This is a genomic window from Streptomyces sp. NPDC043812, from assembly GCF_056436245.1.
This window is the reverse complement of the sequence record NZ_JBWKCY010000003.1, coordinates 211,967-227,309: the sequence shown is the minus strand read 5'-3', so window position 1 is coordinate 227,309 and position 15,343 is coordinate 211,967. Positions and strand designations below refer to the sequence as shown.

Below are 15,343 nucleotides of genomic sequence, written 5' to 3'. Positions count from 1 at the left end.
GGAGCAGGGCTACGCGGCGCGCTGAACCGTCCGCCGCCGGCCGGAGCGTGCGGCCGCCCCGGGCACGAGGTCCCACCACCAGGCGACGGCGGGGATGTCCAGCGGCTCATGGCGGTCGTCGGTAGGGGTGTCGCTGAAGACGGGCGGAAGATTCGCCGGATCGTCGGGCGTCGTGTAGCGCACGGAGCTGATGCCCCAGTCCTGTGCGCCGCGGATGAAGCTGGACAGGCTCGCCACATACTGACGCAGCTGGGGGCTGCCCTCCTCGGACAGCTTCGCGGCCAGGCGCATGTACAGGCACATCACCCGGTCCCGTTGGGCTATCGCGGTCTCCAGGGCCTGCTCCGCGCTCATGCCCTCCTGCTCCAGTACGCGCAGGGCGTTGAGGTAGTAGCCGGGGGCCTTGCGTTCCTTGTGGTGGGAGAAGATGTCGTTGTCCCAGGTGATGACGAACGACGCCATCTCGGCCGCGGCGCGCACCGCCGTGCGGTCCCGCTCGTGCGGCTGCAGTTCGTAGCCGTACCCCATCTCCAGCATGGGCAGCACGACCGAGGTGGCGCCGTCGTACAGCCGCATCAGGGTGTAGTCGTTGAGGTCGGGAACGGTGCCCGCGCGGCGGTGGGCCGCCTCCCACACGACGGAGAAGAAGTACTCGCGCAGGGCGTCCACCCAGCGGGCCGTCTGCCCCGCCGTGCCGTACCGGTCGACGCGCAGACGCAGATCCCGCAGACCGGCGGCCAGCGGATCGTCCAGCATCATCGGCGCCTCCGGGTTCTGCGCCACCCGGATCAGCCGGTGCAGCAGACCGGCCAGGTCGCCGGGCCGGTGGCCCAGTTCGCCCTCCTCGCAGTGGCCGTCGTCGACGCCGAAGAGCCAGAGCACGAAGTCCGCGAGGAGGGAGACGACCTCCGCGCGGCCCTCGGGCAGGATCCGCGCCGAGAAGGTGCCGATGTCCTGCACCACGAGCTTGGCGCGCAGCGACTCGGAGCCGATGCGAAACGTTTCGGCCCAGGCCGCGGTCTGCACGTCTATGTCTGCGTGACGCGGATGGATCGCGGGGGGTATGGGCGAGAAGATCGGCGGAACGGTCAGCTCCGGCTCCACAACGGCCTGCCTCTCGATGCGGGTGCGGCGCGTCAACATCGTTGTCACACGCGCAACTTGCACCTCAGAGTGATCAACTACGGCGCATCGTACTCAGCCAAGTTGGCCTATCCAATAGGACGATCCCCCGGCAAACCGCCATCCATGGGACGAGCTGGTGGCCGGAACGGAGGCATGGCGTCCGCAGTGCCCGCCCTGCGGCCGGCGGGCACCGCGTCCGGCAGCCGTCAGGAGGCCTCCTGGGTCGTCGCCAGATTCTGCAGGTAGCGCATCAGCGACATCAGGACATCCCTGCTGGAGGTGCGGGACCTGGCGTCGCACAGCACGATCGGCACCGAATCCGGCAGATCCAGCGCGCCGCGCAGCTCGTCCACCGGGTAACCGGGAGCGTCCGGGAAGGAGTTGACGGCCACCACGAACGGCACGCCGCGCTCCTCGAGCCGCCCGATGACGTCGAAACTGACCTCCAGGCGACGGGTGTCGACCAGTACCACCGCGCCCAGCGCACCCTCGAACAGGCCGCGCCACAGGAACCAGAACCGCTCCTGGCCCGGGGTGCCGAACAGGTACAGCACCAGTTCCTCGTTGATGCTGATGCGGCCGAAGTCCATCGCGACCGTCGTCGAGGTCTTCCGCTCCACGCCGTGGGTGTCGTCCACACCGACCCCGGCCTGGGTCATCGTCTCCTCGGTCGTCAGCGGCCTGATCTCGCTCACCGAGCCGACCAGGGTCGTCTTGCCGACGCCGAAGCCGCCCACGATGACCACCTTGACGGCGGCCGTAGCGGTCGTGGGCAGCACATCCTCGCTCCGCGGCCCGAGGGCCTGCTCAGAGCTTTTGAAGTCCATCGATCACTGCCTCAATCAAAGCGCGGTCGGGAAGATGGGCGGCCCGGACGGGGGCGCGTGCCACCACCCTGTCCTCGGCCAGCAGATCGCTGAGCAGCACGGTGACCACACTCACCGGCAGGCTCAGATAGGCGGAGATCTCGGCGACCGAGAGCGGAGCCTGGCAGATCCGGATGATCGCCGCGTGTTCCGGCTGCATTCCGGGCTTGGGGCCCGACCTGGCCACGATCAGAGTGACCAGGTCCAGGGCGGTGGGTGCGGAGGAGCCGCTGCGGCCGCCGGTGATGACGTAGAGCCGCTCGGGACTGTTCTCCTCCCAGTCCTCGCCCGCGTCGCTCACGCGGTCTGCCCTTCGTGCCGCGGCGGCGTGCTCAGGTGCTCTCCGATCCGCAGCACGAGGTCCCGCATCCGATGGCCCATGAGCCCGGCATCGACGCCCTCGTCGGCGAGCACGGCGAGGTAGGCACCCGCACCCGCGGCCATCAGATAGAAGAAGCCGCCGTTCATCTCGATGACGACGAGCCGCATCTGGCCGTCGCCGTGCGGGAGTTCGGAGGCCACCGCGGCCGCGAGGCTCTGCAGTCCGGCACAGGCGGCGGCCAGCCGGTCGGCTGTGTCGGTGTCCGCGCCGTACTGCGCCATCCGCAGTCCGTCGGCGGACAGGACGACGACGTTTCTGGTCTGCGGTACGCCCTCTGCCAGGTCCTTGAGCATCCAGTCCATGTTGGTCTGGTGGGACTGCCGCTGAATCATGGCTGCTCGTTTCCGTTGCTCGTCTGGGGGGTGTCGCCGGACAGGCCGCTCTGGAACGCGGCCAGCCACATTCCGGGCTGCACCGCCGGTGCGGAATCCGGCCCGGCTTCCTCCGCGGTCGCGGGAGCGGTGACCGCGGGGACGCCGGCGGGTGCGGTCGCGCGGTTCTTGCGGCGCCGCTGCGGCAGTCCGTTCACGGTCCGTTCGGTCACGACGGGGGGCTCGTCGGGGGTGGCCGCGGGAAGGGGCGCGGTGGGGCCCGTGACCGGCCGCGGCAGCCGCTCATGGGTGTCGGAGCCGGCCGGGCGGGGGCCCGACGTGGCGCCGATGCCGTGCGCCAGACCGGTGGCCGATGCGGACGTGGTGATCAACTCCTGCGGTACGACGAGGACGGCGCGCACACCGCCGTACGCGGACGAACGCAGCGAGACCTGGAAGCCGTACGCCTGCGCCAGCCGTCCCACCACGGCGAGGCCCAGGCGGGGGGTCTCACCCAGGTCGTTGACATCGATGCCCTGCTGCGCCTGGCGGAGCATCCGCTCGGCCCGCTGCCGGGCCTCCTCGCTCATGCTGACGCCGCCGTCCTCGATCTCGATGGCGATGCCCGACTGCACGTCCACCGCGGTCAGATGGACCCTGGTCTGCGGCGGCGAGTAGCGGGTGGCGTTGTCCAGCAGCTCGGACAGTGCGTGGATCAGCGGCTCGACGGCGGTGCCGACGACGGCGACCTCGGACACCGTGTGGAGTTCGACGCGCTGGTAGTCGATGATCCGGGACATGGCTCCGCGCATCACGCTGTAGAGCGGGACGGCCTTGCTCCACTGGCGGCCGGGCCGCGCACCGCCGAGGACGGCGATGGAGTCGGCGAGCCGGCCGATCAGCGCGGTGCCGTGGTCGATGCGCAGCAGATCGCCGAAGACCTCGGGGGTCCGGCCGTGCCGGTCCTCCATCTCCCGCAGTTCCTGGGCCTGTTGGTGGACGATCGCCTGCACGCGGCGGGCGATGTTCACGAAGGCGCGCTGCGCGGACTCGCGCAGATCCTCCTCGGCACTGACCGCGTCGACCACCGAGCGGAGCACCGCCCTGTGCTCGGCCGACGCGTCGAGCGAGCCGAGCACGTCCTCCGGGAAGGCGCCCTTGCGCAGCTCCTCCACCACCCGGGGCAGCAGTTCGCCGGCGAGGCGGCTGGTCTCGGCCGTCTGCCGGGCGAGTGCCGTCTCCTGCGCCGCGGTCCGGTCGCGGAGCTCGGCGAGCAGTTTGCCCCGGCGCATGACCTCGGCACAGGCGACGGCGACCGCGACGACGGCCACGCCGCAGACGATCAGCACCGGGGTGCGAGCCGACGCGGAGACCAGGAACACGGCCACGAGCGCGGCAGCGACGGTCACGGCGAGGGGGAGCTGCCAGACGAGACCGGCCCTCGGTCGCGGACTTCCGGTCGACGTTCCCTGTCGAACCATCAGCATCCTCAGTAATCGAACGGGAAAGATCATATGAAGAGACGGGCGGGAGCATATCCCGCTCGGAGCAAGGGTGTTGACGCAGGGGCGGGGTACTGGCGAGTTGTCGACGGCCGAAAACACAAGGAGGCGCGCCGGGTCGTGGTGACCCGGCGCGCCTGTTTTTCCGGAAGTTCCGGTTCCTCCTGCGGCTACTGCGCCGCGGCGTCCGCCGCCTGTGCCTTCAGGGCCCGCTCGATGCCCGACCGCGACTCGGAGATCAGCCTCCGCAGTGCCGCGTTCGGCTCCGCCGACGCCAGCCAGGCGTCCGTCGCGTCCAGCGTCGCCTGCGAGACCTGCAGCGCGGGGTAGAGACCGACGGCGACCTGCTGTGCCATCTCGTGGCTGCGGGACTCCCACACGCCCTTGACGGCCGTGAAGAACTTCTCCGTGTACGGGGCGAGCAGTTCGCGCTGATCCGTCTGGACGAACCCGACGATCACCGCCTCCTGCACGGCGTTCGGGAGCTTGTCGGACTCGACGACGGAGGCCCAGGCCTCCGTCTTGGCGTCCGGCGTCGGCCTGGCGGCGCGCGCCGTGGCCGCGTGGCGCTCGCCGGCAGCGGTGCGGTCGCGCTCGTACTCACCGGCGATCTCGTCCTCGTCGTACACCCCGACCGCCGCAAGACGCTCGACGAACGCCCAGCGCAGCTCCGTGTCGACGGCCAGGCCCTCGATCGTCTCGGTGCCCTCCAGCAGACCCGCCAGCAGGTCCAGCTGCTGCGGAGTGCGCGCGGTCGCGGCGAACGCCCGCGCCCACGCCAGCTGGTGGTCGCTGCCCGGCTCGGCCGCCCGCAGGTGCGCCAGCGTCGCGTCCGTCCACTGCGTCAGCCCCGCCTCGCGCCACTGCGGCGCCGCGTACTGGTCGATGGCCAGCTTGACCTGGCGGTGCAGCGACTGGACGACGCCGATGTCGGACTCCTTGCCGATCCCGGACAGGACCAGCGAGAGGTAGTCGCGGGTGGCGAGCTCCCCGTCGCGGGTCATGTCCCAGGCGGAGGCCCAGCACAGGGCACGCGGCAGGGACTCGGTGAAGTCGCCCAGGTACTGGGTGACGTTCTTCAGCGACTCCTCGTCGAGGCGGACCTTCGCGTACGACAGGTCGTCGTCGTTGAGCAGCACGACCGCGGGCCGCTGCTTGCCCACCAGGCCCGGCACCTCGGTGAGTTCGCCGTCGACGTCCAGCTCGACGCGCTCGGTGCGCACCAGCTTGCCGGCCCCGTCCAGGTCGTAGAGGCCGATCGCGATCCGGTGCGGACGCAGCACGGGCTCGCCCTTCGCGCCCGCGGGCAGCGCCGGGGCCTCCTGCTTCACCGCGAACGAGGTGATCGCACCGCTGCCGTCCGTGGTGATCTCCGGGCGCAGGACGTTGATGCCGGCCGTCTCCAGCCACGCCTTCGACCACGTCTTCAGATCCCGGCCGCTGGTCTCCTCCAGCGCGCCCAGCAGGTCCGACAGCCGGGTGTTCCCGAAGGCGTGCGCCTTGAAGTACGCCTGCACGCCCCGGAAGAACTCGTCCATGCCGACATAGGCGACGAGCTGCTTGAGAACCGACGCACCCTTGGCATAGGTGATGCCGTCGAAATTAACGAGAACGTCATCGAGGTCGCGGATTTCGGCCATGATCGGGTGGGTCGACGGCAGCTGGTCCTGCCGGTAGGCCCAAGTCTTCATGGAGTTCGCGAACGTGGTCCACGAATGCGGCCACTTCGAACCCGGCGCGTACGCCTGGCACGCGATGGACGTGTAGGTGGCGAACGACTCGTTCAGCCACAGGTCGTTCCACCACTCCATGGTCACGAGGTCGCCGAACCACATGTGCGCGAGCTCGTGGAGGATCGTCTCCGCCCGCACCTCGTACGCCGCGTCCGTCACCTTCGAGCGGAAGACGTACTGGTCGCGGATGGTCACCGCGCCCGCGTTCTCCATCGCGCCCGCGTTGAACTCCGGCACGAACAGCTGGTCGTACTTCGCGAACGGGTACGCGTAGTCGAACTTCTCCTGGAACCAGTCGAAGCCCTGCCGCGTGACCTCGAAGATCGCGTCCGAGTCCAGGTGCTCGGCGAGCGACGGCCGGCAGTAGATGCCCAGGGGGACGGACTGGCCGTCCTTCTCGTAGCTGCTGTGCACCGCGTGGTACGGACCGACGATCAGCGCGGTGATGTACGTGGAGATCCGCGGTGTCGGCTCGAAGCGCCAGACGTGGTCCTTCGGCTCCGGCGTCGGGGAGTTCGAGATCACCGTCCAGCCCTCCGGGGCCTTCACGGTGAAGGTGAACGTGGCCTTGAGGTCCGGCTGCTCGAAGCTCGCGAAGACGCGGCGCGCGTCCGGCACCTCGAACTGGGTGTAGAGGTACGCCTGCTGGTCGACCGGGTCGACGAAGCGGTGCAGACCCTCGCCGGTGTTGGTGTACGAGCAGTCGGCGACGACCTTCAGCTCGTTGTCGCCCGCGTGCAGATGCTTCAGCGTGATCCGCGAGTCCCGGAAGACCGCGGCGACGTCCAGCGCGTGTCCGTTGAGCACGACCTCGTGGACGGCGGGTGCGACCAGATCGATGAAGGTCTCGGCGCCCTCCTCGGCGGACGCGAAGCGCACAGTGGTCTCGGACCGGTAGGTCCCGCCTTCCTGGGCCCCGGAGAGATCCAGGTCGATCTCGTACGAGTCAACGGTGAGCAGGCGCGCTCGCTGCTGCGCCTCTTCACGGGTCAGGTTTGTGCCAGGCACCCGGTCATCTCCTCGGTATGTGATGTTTGCGGCCATCCTTCCACGCGGGATGGTGCGGCCGCCCGGGAGAATCGTGCCTGCGGCGCCGCCGCACGGCGGCAGTGACCCGGGGTGAGCGCACATGACGGACGACATACTGATCGCGGGGGCGGGCATCGGGGGGCTGACCTGCGCACTGAGCCTGCACGAGGCCGGGCTGCGGCCCCGGGTCGTGGAGGCGGCCAGGCAGTTGAGGCCCATCGGCGTGGGCATCAATCTGCTGCCGCACGCGGTGGCCGAGCTGACGGCCCTCGGGCTCGGCGACGCGCTCGCCGAAGCCGCCGTCCCGACAGCGGAGATGGCCCACTTCGACCGGCACGGCAACCGCATCTGGGCCGAGCCGCGCGGTCTCGCCGCCGGCCACGACTGGCCCCAGTACTCCCTGCACCGCGGCGAACTCCAGCAGATCCTCCACGACGCGGTGCGGGACCGGCTGGGCGCGGACGCGGTGCGCACGGGCACGGCGCTGGAGTCCTTCGCCGCCGACGACGACGGCCTGCACGTCACCCTGTGCTCAGCGACCACCGGCGGGCGCACGGAGGAGCGGGCGGGCGCGCTGATCGGCGCCGACGGCCTGCACTCCGCCGTGCGCATGCTGCTCCACCCCGATGAGCAGCGCCTTCCGCTGTGGAACGGCATCCGGATGTGGCGCGGCACCGTGACCGGCAAGCCGTTCCTGGACGGCCGGACGATGGTCATCGCGGGCAGTAACGCCATCGCGAAGCTGGTCGTCTATCCCATCTCGCGCCGCGCCGAGCAGCGCGGGGAGGCGTTGCTCAACTGGGTCGCCGAGGTGCGCGCCGGCTCCCCCGGGCCGGTCGACGGAGCGGCCTGGACCCGCACCGGCCGCCTCGCCGACGTCCTCGCGCACTTCGCCGACTGGCGGCTGGAGGGCCTCGGCCTCGACGTGCCCGCGCTGCTGTCGGCGACCGACGAGCCTGGAGTACCCGATGGCCGACCGGGACCCGCTCGCCACATGGGGCCGCGGCCGGGTCACCCTGCTCGGCGACGCGGCGCACCCCATGTATCCCATCGGCTCCAACGGCGGCTCGCAGGCGATCCTCGACGCCCGTGCGCTCGCCCGGGCGCTGAGCACCGCTGACTCCGTGCCCTCGGCGCTGCGCGCGTACGAACACCAACGCAGGGACACCGTGAACGCGCTGGTGGTGGCCATGCGCGACATGCCCGCCGACCGCCTGCTGCAGGCGGTTGCCGAGCGCGCCCCGGACGGCTTCGAGCGGGTCGAGGACGTGCTCACGGCGGACGAGCTGGCCTCGATCGACGCGGCCTACCGACGGACGTCCGGCCCGCGCTGACCGCCCCGTCCGAATCCCGCCGGAACCGTGCCCGCCCCGGCGGCAGGCTGGTGCCATGACCACCACCACACGGCACACCGCCCGCCCGGTCGAAGCCGCCGCCCTCGCCGAACTCCGCGTCACCGACGACGCGGGACGGCCCTGCTCCCCGTTCACGGACGAGGAGGGCGGCGCGCCGCTGCGCTGCTGCCTGCGCCCTTCCGAGAGGGGCGAGCGCATCGCCCTCGTCGCGTACGCCCCGCTGCGCCGCTGGGCCGCCGCGACCTGGGCGCGGCCCGGCGCCTACGACGAGCAGGGGCCGGTCTTCATCCACGCCGACCCCTGCGAGGGCCCGGCCGAGCCGGCCGGGTACCCGTTCGCCCGCCCGGGCGCGCTGCGGGTCCTGCGGCGCTATGACGCGGAGGGCCGCATCGCCGGCGGCCGGCTGCTGGAGATCCCCCAGGCGGCGACGGCCGCCTTCGACAGTGCGCTGGAAGAGGCGTTCGCCGACCCTGCGGTCGTGCTGGTGCATGTGCGGGCCGTGGAGTACGGCTGCTTCCACTTCGAGGTGCGCAGGCCCTGACGGGGACGGGGCCGGACACGACGAGGGGGCGGGCACCGTGCGGCGCCCGCCCCCTCGTCGCGTGCCCTAGGCGTCAGCCGCTGTCGCGGCCCTGCAGCTCGTCCGCCACCAGCTCCGCGATCTGCACCGCGTTCAGCGCCGCACCCTTGCGGAGGTTGTCGTTGGACAGGAACAGCGCCAGTCCGTTGTCCACGGTCTCGTCCACGCGGATACGGCCCACGAACGAGACGTCCTTGCCGGCCGCCTGCAGCGGGGTCGGGATCTCGGAGAGCTCCACACCCGGCGCGGCCTTCAGCAGCTCGTAGGCGCGCTCCACGCCGAGCGGACGCGCGAAGCGCACGTTGACCTGGAGCGAGTGGCCGGAGAAGACCGGCACACGCACACAGGTGCCGGAGACCTTGAGCTCCGGGATCTCCAGGATCTTGCGGGACTCGTTGCGGAGCTTCTGCTCCTCGTCGGTCTCGAAGGAGCCGTCATCGACGATCGCACCGGCCAGCGGGAGCACGTTGAAGGCGATCGGACGCTTGTAGACACCCGGCTCGGGGAACTCCACGGCCTCGCCGTCGTGCGTCAGCTCGGTCGCGCGACCCGCGACCTCCTTGACCTGGCCGTCGAGCTCGGCGACGCCCGCGAGACCCGAACCGGACACGGCCTGGTAGGTCGTCGCGATCAGGGCGGTGAGGCCGGCAGCCTCGTGCAGCGGCTTGAGGACCGGCATGGCGGCCATCGTGGTGCAGTTCGGGTTGGCGATGATCCCCTTGGGGCGGTCCTTGATCGCGTGCGGGTTCACCTCGGAGACGACCAGCGGCACCTCGGGGTCACGACGCCAGGCGGAGGAGTTGTCGATCACCACGGCGCCCTGGGAGGCGACCTTCTCGGCCAGCGCCTTGGAGGTCGCACCACCGGCCGAGAAGAGCACGATGTCCAGACCGGTGTAGTCGGACGTGGACGCGTCCTCGACGGTGATCTCGCGGCCCTCCCACGTGACGGTGGAGCCCGCGGACCGTGCGGACGCGAAGAGCCTGAGCTCGTCGACCGGGAACTTCCGCTCGGCAAGGATCTTGCGCATGACCGTGCCGACCTGCCCGGTGGCTCCGACGATTCCGACCTTCACGGGGACTCCTCCGTACGTTTGCTGCACGTTCTCACGGCATGGGTGCCGCTCCATGATGCGTATGTCCAGGTCCGCCTTGTCCAATCGGTTGTCCGAAGGGCGGGACGTGTGAGACACAGCATGCCGACGGGGCGGGCACCCACGAAGAGTGCCCGCCCCGCCGTCGTACCACCCGCGGTGTTACTCCGTGACCTTCTCGATCACGACGCTGCCCGCGCCCGCGGCCGTGCCGCGGCCGCTCAGCAGACGGACCTCACCGAAGAACTGGCGTCCCTCGGGGGCCGCACCCGCGACCACGACCTCGGCGGCGACCTGGGCCGACGCGCCGTTGGCCAGCTTGACGGTCTTCGTGTCGTCGACCTTCAGCGTGCCGAGCGACGGGGAGAAGAACACGTCCCGGTAGTCGAAGGCGGTGGTCCCGGCCGGAACCGAGTAGCCGTCGATCACGATGGTGTACGTGCCGGCGGCCGGCTTGTCGAGGCTCACCGCCTCCTCCGAGTCGCCGTCCGCAGCCTGGCCGACGAGCGTCGAGCCGAGGTAGACGGACAGGTCCAGGTCGGCGTTGGTGTCGGCGGGCGAACCGATCGCGATGTCGAGACGCTCGACGCCCTCGCCGATGGTGACCGTGGACTCCTGGCTCTCACCGTGGGCGATCGTCGGCCGGCCGACCTTCGCCGAGCCGAGAGAACCGCCTGCCAGCTTGCCGTCGATGGCCGCCGCGCGGTTGGTGACGTTCCAGTCGACGGCCGTCGGCGTGCCGATCTTCGCCTCGGGCAGCGTCTTGACCGCCGGGTCGAAGTCCGCACCCAGCAGCGTCACGTCCAGCGTGTACGGGTTGTCGAGCAGCGGCGACGTACGGCGCGACTCGACCTCGATCTCCCAGACACCCGGCGCCGGGGCGTCGTACGAGCGAACGTCCGGACGGCAGGTGTTGGCCGGGTTCGTGTAGTTCGCGTAGCAGAAGATCGTCGAACTGTCGTCGACCGGCAGACCGTAGGGGTGGATGCCGATGAAGCGGGTCTGGCTGTCCTTGGCCAGGCCGCCGAGCGCGACCTCGAGGGTCTTGGCGCCCTCGGGGACGGTGACGAAGTACGACCGGTGGCTGTTGCGCTGCACCGAGCCGGACGTCGAGTAGCTGTACGCCGGCTTGTCCAGCGCCTGCGAGACGACCACCGTGGCGAGGATCTGCTTGTCCACGCCGGTCGTGCCGCGGTCGTCGGCCTCCAGGATGGCGCTGTGCACACCGGCCGCCTTGGGCTTGGCCTGCACGGTGACGGTGACCGGCTGGTTCAGCGGCAGCTTCACCGTGGAGCCGCTCAGCAGCCGGAAGGTGCCGTCGTTGTTCTTCCAGCGCAGCTTGTGCGCGACGGCCTTCTTCGGGCCGGTCGTGCGGGTGATGGTGACGTCGTAGGTCCGGCTCTTGCCGGCCTGCAGCCCGCCCTCGCGGTCGTACAGACCCGCGCCGAAGCCCGGGGTCTTCAGCGCGAAGTCGATCGCGGTGTCGACCGGCGCCTTGACCGCGTACTCGTGGGCGTGCGCGCCGTCCTTGATCGCGTCCCAGGCGTCCACGACGTTGATGAGACCGGCGCCCTGCTCGTGCGCCTTGACACCGTCGATGTGGTGGGCGGTGCTGGTGAGCGCGGTGCGCAGGTCGGCCGGGGACAGCTCGATGTCACGCTGCTTCGCGGCGGACAGCAGCAGCGCGCTCGCGCCCGCGGCCTGCGGCGAGGACATCGACGTGCCCTGCAGCATCGAGTAGCCGGGCGGCAGTGCGTAGCCCGCCTCGGCGACCGGGCCGCCGGCGGACCACGTCTGCGTGGTGTTGATGGACGCACCGGGGGCGGTGAGGGTCGGCGTGAAGCCGCCGTCCTCACGCGGGCCGCGGGACGAGAACGGCAGCATGGCGTACGGCTTCTCGACGCCGGAGCCGTAGTTGGCGGCCCAGGTGTCCTTGGAGATCGCCGCGCCGACCGAGATCACCTTGTCGGCGACGGCCGGGTCGCCGAGGGTGTTGGTGCCCGGACCCTCGTTCCCCGCCGAGATCACCAGCTGGACGCCGTAGGTGTCGATGAGCCGGTTGTAGAGCTCGGCACGCGCGTTGTTGCCGTCGTTCAGCGGGGGCAGACCGCCGATGGACATGTTGACGATGTCCACGCCGCGGTTGATGACCAGATCGGCCATGCCCTCGGTGAGCGCGATGTTGGTGCAGCCGCCGCTCCACGTGCAGGCGCGCGAGGAGACCAGCTTGGCGCCGGGGGCGGCGCCGTTCATCTTGCCGCCGAAGAGGCTGTTGGCGGCGGTGATGCCGGCGACGTGGGTGCCGTGCGAGCCCTCGATGACGCCGATGCTGACGTAGTCGGCGGTGGCGCCGGAGTCGTTGAAGACGACGTCCTTGCGCACCTCGATGACGAACGGGATGCGTTCGACGACCGGGGTGTTCGGGTTGTCCTTGCCGAAGTAGCCGATCTGGAAGCCGTTCTTGTACGGCTTCATCACGGTGTCGTTGGTGAAGTCGGCGTCGTTGTTCAGGTCCACGCGGGCGGTGCGGGTGCCCTCGTCGTACAGCACACCCCAGGTGTCGGTGGTGTCGCCGTCCCGGTTGAGGTCACCGGCCATGTCGCCGCCGCGGGTGGCGGACTCCTTGAACTGGCGGTACTTGAACGCCCCGGACGGCGCCGACCATGTGCGGCCGTCCGCGGTGAACGTCGGGCCGCTGACGGAGGCGTCCATCCGCAGCCAGGTGCCGTCGCCGTCGGCCACCGGGTCGGTCGCGGTGACCCAGTCGACGATCTTGCGCTCGCCGGTGGTGGTCTTCTGCAGCGCGGGGTGCGCCACGTCCACGCCGGAGTCGAGGATGCCGATGGTCACGCCGCGGCCGTCGGCCTTGGGGTGCTGCTTGACGAAGTCCACCGCACCGGTCTCGAACGACGGGTTGTACGGGTTCTTCGCCGGAGTGTCCTTGCCGGGCGCCGGGTACGCCTTGACCTGCGAGGCCGCGGTTCCGGCGGCCTTGGTGGCGTCGCCGGCGGGCGTCGGGTCGTCCAGCTCGATCTCGTGCTTGAGGTCGATGCCGTGCACGCTGGACAGCTTGGCGGCCGCCTTCAGCGCGGCCTCCGCCTGTGCGGTGGGCAGCGTCGCGCGGACGTAGCCGAGCTTGTCGAACGTCCTGCCGACCGTGGCGCCCTTGACCGCGTCAAGCTGGTCCGCGACCTGCTCGGTCGCGCCGGGCGCGGTCGCGACCATTACGGTCACGTTCTTCTGGCCCTTGGCCTCGGCCTCGGCGAGCAGGTCGGCGTCTGCCGAACCGAGCTTGTCGGAGGCCTTGGTGGCCTTGACGCCGTTGGTGCCCGCCGGGTCCTCGGCGGGCGCCGAGGCGATGGCCGGGGCGACGCCTGCGGCGACGAGTGCGGCCACCATCGAGGCGGCGGCCGCGACGCGCGCCACGCGTCTGTGACCAGGTATGGAGCGCCCTGTTGTGGAGCTCTGGGATTCGGGGGTCATCAGCATCCCTGTTGGTGAAAGAGACGGTCCGGAATTCGGTGCCGGATGACCGCTCAGCCTTGCGTAAGTGACAGGGGTTTGTGGAGAGTTGACCGGGACATGTAGCCGCCATGGCGGAGATCCGCCACTGCGTGGAATGTGCCAGTCCGGACAAAGTTGGCGTTATCGCCCGGAATTCACGACTCCCGGCTGTTGGCACGGTGTCGCGAGGCCCGCCCGCGCGCGCCGTGCCGCCGGTAGCCTCACCGGATGAACAGGGAGTTGAGGGTTGCGGCGTACGCCGTGTGCATAAGGGATGAACAGATCCTGCTCGCCCGCTGGGTGGCCCGCGACGGCGCCAAGAGGTGGACGCTGCCGGGCGGCGGCATGGACCATGGCGAGGACCCCCTCGACACCGTCGTCCGCGAGGTCGCGGAGGAGACCGGGTACACCGCCGAGATGACCGCCCTTCTCGGCATCGACTCGATGCGGCGCACCTACCCACGCCGGCTCGGCGCGTTCGCGGACTTCCAGGGACTGCGGATCGTCTACGAGGGCCGGGTCACCGGCGGTGAACTCCGCAACGAGACCGGTGGATCCACCGACCTGGCCGGATGGCACCCCCTGGACACGGTGCCGGGCCTCGACCGGGTGGGCCTCGTCGACATCGGGCTCGAACTCTGGCGCACCCGGCCCCCCGTCGGCCACGTCCCTCAGCGTGGCAGCACCACGACATAGGCCGCGGCGCCCGTCGGTCACGTCCCTCAGCGCGGCAGCACCACGACATAAGCCGCGGGCTCCCGGTCGGCCGCGGCCATCAGCGCCGTACGCACCACGACCGCCTGCTGTTCGGGCGCCTCGCGCAGCTTGGCCGGCGTGAGGTGCACGACGGTGATGCCCAAGCGCTCCAGCACGTCGCGCCGAGTGGCGTACTCCGACCACAGGGGGTCCTCGTCCTCCCGCGGCGTCCGCGGTGTGCGCGGGGCCCGTGTGTCCAGTTCCACGGCGACAGCCTGGTCGGGCCAGAACGCGTCGACCCCGCCGAGATGAGGGCCGCCGGGGAGCCGCAGGTCCACGTTCCACAGGGGCTCCGGCAGCCCGCCGTTGCGCACCATGCCGTAGAGCCGGCCCTCCGCCAGCGCCCGCCCCTCGGCGAGCAGCGAGTCGACGGCGTCCACGACATGGGGGCGGTCGAGCAGTCGGGCCTCGGTCAACTCCCGCACGACGGCCGCCGGTTCGCAGTGCCCGCCGCGGACCGCCTCGGTGAGCAGCAGCCGCACCGTCTGAGGGTCGGCGAGCTGTGCGACGGCATCGGCGAGCGAGCGGGCCGCGGGTGCGACGGGCACGCCGTCCACCTCCTCCGCCATCGGCAGCATCTGCCCGCGTACCAGTCGGGCGTACCCGGTGGACCTCAGCCGCCGCGTCCGGGGCACGAGCACATCGATCATGTCGAGCGACAACAGCGGGGGAGCGGCCGAGAACCCGTGCAGCGCGAGCGCCGCGAGCCCGGTGACCATCGCCTCGCCGTACGGTGCCGCCGAGTCCTGCCGCTGGGTGGGCAGGACGGGCCGCCCGGCGTAGAGGAGCGCGGCCCGCAGCCGCTCCTCACCGGTCGGCGGTCCGGGCCGCAGGAGGTACACCCCGGGCAGCAGCAACTGCCAGGGACCACCGGCCCGGCACTGCTCGGCGACCCGGGAGGGAGTCACGCCATGAGCCCTCAACTGGGCGCCGGTGACGATGTGCCGGTGCGCGTTGTCGGGGGTGCGGAGGGAGAGGGGAGCGTCGCACTGTTCCATGCGGAGGGCATGCCCCGTGGGTGGGAGGGGGCTAACCGCTGTTACGAGTCCGTCGACAATTCCGGACAAGGCCGCACTAAAGTACGCGCGTTCGAGTGCCGATCAGGGT

Annotated in this window: 13 protein-coding genes; 4 read left to right on the top strand and 9 right to left on the bottom strand. The window is 70.8% G+C overall.

Features of this window, described 5'->3' with window-relative positions; genetic code table 11:
- Positions 1-9 precede the first annotated feature (9 nt).
- The 6 genes from AC067Z_RS06050 to pepN all read right to left on the bottom strand — a co-directional run bounded on the left by AC067Z_RS06050 (position 10) and on the right by pepN (position 6,927).
- A complete protein-coding gene (locus AC067Z_RS06050) occupies positions 10-1,104 on the bottom strand; it encodes a selina-4(15),7(11)-diene synthase (protein ID WP_478788479.1) in 1,095 nt (364 codons plus the stop codon).
- A 227-nt stretch (positions 1,105-1,331) separates the two neighbouring features.
- Entirely contained in the window at positions 1,332-1,952 is a 621-nt protein-coding gene (locus AC067Z_RS06045) for a GTP-binding protein (RefSeq protein ID WP_478788240.1), read from the bottom strand.
- Positions 1,933-2,292, bottom strand: a complete 360-nt coding sequence (locus tag AC067Z_RS06040) for a DUF742 domain-containing protein (protein ID WP_478788239.1) — start codon at positions 2,290-2,292, stop codon at positions 1,933-1,935. The genes AC067Z_RS06045 and AC067Z_RS06040 overlap by 20 nt, the downstream gene beginning before the upstream one ends.
- Positions 2,289-2,705, bottom strand: coding sequence for a roadblock/LC7 domain-containing protein (locus AC067Z_RS06035; protein WP_478788238.1), 417 nt, complete (start codon positions 2,703-2,705; stop codon positions 2,289-2,291). The genes AC067Z_RS06040 and AC067Z_RS06035 overlap by 4 nt, the downstream gene beginning before the upstream one ends.
- Positions 2,702-4,165 carry a sensor histidine kinase gene (locus tag AC067Z_RS06030; protein WP_478788237.1) on the bottom strand — a complete coding sequence of 488 codons (1,464 nt, stop codon included), beginning with the start codon at positions 4,163-4,165 and terminating at the stop codon, positions 2,702-2,704. The genes AC067Z_RS06035 and AC067Z_RS06030 overlap by 4 nt, the downstream gene beginning before the upstream one ends.
- Positions 4,166-4,356: 191 nt before the next feature.
- Positions 4,357-6,927, bottom strand: coding sequence for an aminopeptidase N (gene pepN / locus AC067Z_RS06025; RefSeq protein WP_478788236.1), 2,571 nt, complete (start codon positions 6,925-6,927; stop codon positions 4,357-4,359).
- 121 nt (positions 6,928-7,048) lie between these two features.
- On the opposite strand from pepN, the gene AC067Z_RS06020 reads away from it, so the two are divergent.
- The 3 genes from AC067Z_RS06020 to AC067Z_RS06010 are packed head-to-tail and all read left to right on the top strand — an operon-like array spanning position 7,049 to position 8,844.
- Positions 7,049-8,068 carry an FAD-dependent monooxygenase gene (locus AC067Z_RS06020; RefSeq protein ID WP_478788235.1) on the top strand — a complete coding sequence of 340 codons (1,020 nt, stop codon included), beginning with the start codon at positions 7,049-7,051 and terminating at the stop codon, positions 8,066-8,068.
- Positions 7,989-8,282 carry a hypothetical protein gene (locus AC067Z_RS06015; RefSeq protein ID WP_478788234.1) on the top strand — a complete coding sequence of 98 codons (294 nt, stop codon included), beginning with the start codon at positions 7,989-7,991 and terminating at the stop codon, positions 8,280-8,282. Before AC067Z_RS06020 ends, AC067Z_RS06015 begins: the two co-directional genes overlap by 80 nt.
- 55 nt (positions 8,283-8,337) lie before the next feature.
- Positions 8,338-8,844: a DUF1203 domain-containing protein gene (locus AC067Z_RS06010; RefSeq protein WP_478788233.1), complete on the top strand. Its 507-nt coding sequence runs from the start codon at positions 8,338-8,340 to the stop codon at positions 8,842-8,844.
- Positions 8,845-8,917: 73 nt separating this feature from the next.
- On the opposite strand, the gene AC067Z_RS06005 is transcribed toward AC067Z_RS06010, so the two are convergent.
- Both AC067Z_RS06005 and AC067Z_RS06000 read right to left on the bottom strand, forming a co-directional pair.
- Positions 8,918-9,958 carry an aspartate-semialdehyde dehydrogenase gene (locus AC067Z_RS06005; RefSeq protein ID WP_478788232.1) on the bottom strand — a complete coding sequence of 347 codons (1,041 nt, stop codon included), beginning with the start codon at positions 9,956-9,958 and terminating at the stop codon, positions 8,918-8,920.
- 180 nt (positions 9,959-10,138) lie between these two features.
- Positions 10,139-13,465: a S8 family serine peptidase gene (locus tag AC067Z_RS06000; RefSeq protein WP_478788231.1), complete on the bottom strand. Its 3,327-nt coding sequence runs from the start codon at positions 13,463-13,465 to the stop codon at positions 10,139-10,141.
- Positions 13,466-13,708: 243 nt separating this feature from the next.
- On the opposite strand from AC067Z_RS06000, the gene AC067Z_RS05995 reads away from it, so the two are divergent.
- Positions 13,709-14,176: an NUDIX hydrolase gene (locus AC067Z_RS05995; protein ID WP_478788230.1), complete on the top strand. Its 468-nt coding sequence runs from the start codon at positions 13,709-13,711 to the stop codon at positions 14,174-14,176.
- A 26-nt stretch (positions 14,177-14,202) separates the two neighbouring features.
- Here the strand turns inward: AC067Z_RS05995 and AC067Z_RS05990 are convergent, their stop codons facing one another.
- A complete protein-coding gene (locus tag AC067Z_RS05990) occupies positions 14,203-15,234 on the bottom strand; it encodes a hypothetical protein (protein ID WP_478788229.1) in 1,032 nt (343 codons plus the stop codon).
- Positions 15,235-15,343 lie beyond the last annotated feature (109 nt).

Excerpts from the sequence above, each read along its gene's own strand:
- AC067Z_RS06020 (WP_478788235.1), top strand. The coding sequence starts at position 7,049 with ATGACGGACGACATACTGATCGCGGGGGCGGGCATCGGGGGGCTGACC.
- AC067Z_RS06000 (WP_478788231.1), bottom strand. The coding sequence starts at position 13,465 with ATGCTGATGACCCCCGAATCCCAGAGCTCCACAACAGGGCGCTCCATA.
- AC067Z_RS06010 (WP_478788233.1), top strand. The coding sequence starts at position 8,338 with ATGACCACCACCACACGGCACACCGCCCGCCCGGTCGAAGCCGCCGCC.
- AC067Z_RS06045 (WP_478788240.1), bottom strand. The coding sequence starts at position 1,952 with ATGGACTTCAAAAGCTCTGAGCAGGCCCTCGGGCCGCGGAGCGAGGAT.
- AC067Z_RS06030 (WP_478788237.1), bottom strand. The coding sequence starts at position 4,165 with ATGGTTCGACAGGGAACGTCGACCGGAAGTCCGCGACCGAGGGCCGGT.
- AC067Z_RS06015 (WP_478788234.1), top strand. The coding sequence starts at position 7,989 with ATGTATCCCATCGGCTCCAACGGCGGCTCGCAGGCGATCCTCGACGCC.
- AC067Z_RS05990 (WP_478788229.1), bottom strand. The coding sequence starts at position 15,234 with ATGGAACAGTGCGACGCTCCCCTCTCCCTCCGCACCCCCGACAACGCG.
- AC067Z_RS05995 (WP_478788230.1), top strand. The coding sequence starts at position 13,709 with ATGAACAGGGAGTTGAGGGTTGCGGCGTACGCCGTGTGCATAAGGGAT.
- AC067Z_RS06035 (WP_478788238.1), bottom strand. The coding sequence starts at position 2,705 with ATGATTCAGCGGCAGTCCCACCAGACCAACATGGACTGGATGCTCAAG.